The 2483-nt window shown below is 48.1% G+C and carries 2 protein-coding genes; both read right to left on the bottom strand.

The features are described 5' to 3' along the window. Window positions 1-340: 340 nt before the first annotated feature. Window positions 341-1762: a radical SAM protein gene (locus K4305_RS03675; protein WP_331560998.1), complete on the bottom strand. Its 1422-nt coding sequence runs from the start codon at window positions 1760-1762 to the stop codon at window positions 341-343. Window positions 1763-1868: 106 nt separating this feature from the next. Continuing rightward, a complete protein-coding gene (locus tag K4305_RS03670) occupies window positions 1869-2108 on the bottom strand; it encodes a hypothetical protein (RefSeq protein WP_331560997.1) in 240 nt (79 codons plus the stop codon). Window positions 2109-2483 lie beyond the last annotated feature (375 nt).

Raw genomic sequence — 2483 nt, 5'->3', positions numbered from 1 at the left:
TTGCTTTTCTCACTATGGGATGTCCCCAACTATGGCTCGATAGCGAGATAGCTCGATAGCTCAATGGCAAGAAAGCATAATCCATAGCGCATAACCCAATCTCGCCCTCTTCAATCCGTGCCAATCCCTGTAAATCCGTGGGCAACATCTTCCTCTTCAATCCTCGTCTCCTCTCTCCTGCCTCCCCATCTTCCATCCGTGAAAATCCAATCCCCAATCAGCGGGAACCGCGTTCTTCCTCCCCCTCCAAAAAAAAGCGCCTGAATTGACCGGCCAATGCCGGGCAAAACAGGCGCCAATCCGTGCCAATCCCTGTAAATCCGTGGGCAACCTCCCCTCTTCAATCCTCGTCTCCTCTCTCATAACTCCTCTCTCCCAACTTCTCCCCCTCTACTTCAAATTTGAATGCATTCCGAAAAAACGGATATCGCTCAGCCCACTTGCAGGTAAACTCCCGTCCGATCTCCCTCGACAAAATTGCCATTTGAACCGGACCGACGAAACATCCCAGACAGAACGTCAGATGTTCGCACTCCTCGCAAACATGAACATTCGGCGATTGAATACTGTAAAAAAGTTCCGTGTTCGACGAAGCCAGAAACGCCGGATAATCAACCTGTGTCAAATCACCCATCTTCATAAAACGATCGTCAAGCAACAGACAAGGCCGCACAATGCCGTTTGATCCGAGCACCATAGCCCTGGAACCCGCACCGCAATTAGTGATTGAACCATTGATGCGTCCTTCAATTTCTTTTGAAACAAAAAAGAAATCAGGATACCGGGCAGAGAAACTGTCAGCCGCCGCCGAAAGAAATGCATATTCCTCCGCATCGAGAGGTTCCATAGAACGCCCCCTTCCAACCACCATCAAAGGAGATACTGCAAACCAGTCAGCACCGGCAGAACGGGCAAGATCGAGCGTCGCCTCCAATTGCATCAGATTATCCTTATGCACATTCATCGCAGCTCGTACGCGTAACCCATATTTTTTCAAAGCGCCAATAGCACGTAACGCATTATTGAACGAACCCGGTACACCCCTGAGTCTATCATGGGTAGACGCATCGGAACCATCAAGATCGATCTGGACGAAAGGAGGATTGACACGGTTGGCCATCCGCGAGACAAACGCTTCATCCAACAGCCAGCCGTTGCTTAATACAGCAATATTTGTGAAGCTGCAGCAAGCCAGATCAAGAATCTCAAAAAAATCAGGATGCATGGTTGGTTCTCCACCAGTCAATTCAAGAGAAGTAACCCCATGCAACGCCAATGACGCCATAATTGAAAGCAACCGATCAGTAGGAAGACGGCTGCCTTTTCCTGGTTCGCACTCCCGGTAGCAGTGACTGCACCGCAAGTTGCACTCCGATGTCAATTCAATCGCAAAATGTGACGGACTGTAATACTTTTCGGAACCTGTTATCGTGTATTCGGTTGCAGCAGGCGTATCGTGAAACTCCAGAATACGTTTCCGGGCAAGATCCACGAATAAAGCTCCCGCTACACGTACCGGATTGCTCTCATCATGTATTACAGTTTGCGAAATCCGGTTAAGAATAGCCTCATAAGACGTAATGCCATCGCAAAGTAAAAGTAAATACGATGCGGTATCGTTCAATTCGTAAATCTCGGGTTGAAACCCTTTACCCGGAAAAGGCGCAACCCTTGCAAGTAAACCGCATGGTTGCCGATGCAAATGTACCGACCGGCCTATCGAAGGAAAAATTGAAGCCTCTCTTGAAACGGAATTTTCCATACTGAGATAATGAAGAGGGACAAATAAGAAAAAAAACACAATGCGCCCGACACCGGGCGCTGAATCCTCCGGAACCAGACAATTCCGGAGGAATGCTTCAACACTCTTATTTAGTCAGAGATAAAGCCGTCAACAGATACCCGGCTTTTATGTGCGTAATCGGACAAGCTCCGCAACTCACGCAACCAGCGCACTCGGTACCCTTCGTTGTCACCTCCGGCAAATCCATTTTCTCTTTGATCTTGTCAAATTCACTCTGCAATTCTTCAGGGGAACTTGAAGATATTTTCTCCGTCAGCAGTTCAATTTCCCTGAGAACTTCCGGGCTGAGATTCAGTACACTCATAACACCCTCCTACAGTTTTAGTGTTTATTGAAACTCCGATCCTGTACGATACTCATATTCTGTATATAAGATAATTATAATCATTGTACGTCAGACAAAATAATCCATCCGCCACAGAACAGAACAGAACAACAAACGACAGAAAACAAAATTACCGCCACCCAGGCACACACACCCGCCCCTTCTCCCGGAACCTCCAGCAAACCAAACCAAACGCACATCCCGACTCCAATCTCCTGACTCCTGTCTCCATCCGTGAAAATCCGATTTCAATCAGCGGGAACCGCGCTCTTCCTCTTCTGGGCTGGATAGCGAGATAGCTGGATGGCTCAATGGCAAGAAAGCATAACCCATAACGCTTAACCCGATCTCACC

The sequence above is a fragment of the Chlorobium sp. genome (genome assembly GCF_036528655.1).
In the GTDB taxonomy this organism is placed as follows: Bacteria; Bacteroidota; Chlorobiia; order Chlorobiales; family Chlorobiaceae; genus Chlorobium.
Note: the sequence above shows the minus strand (reverse complement) of the source record. Positions and strands in the feature narration are given on the sequence as shown.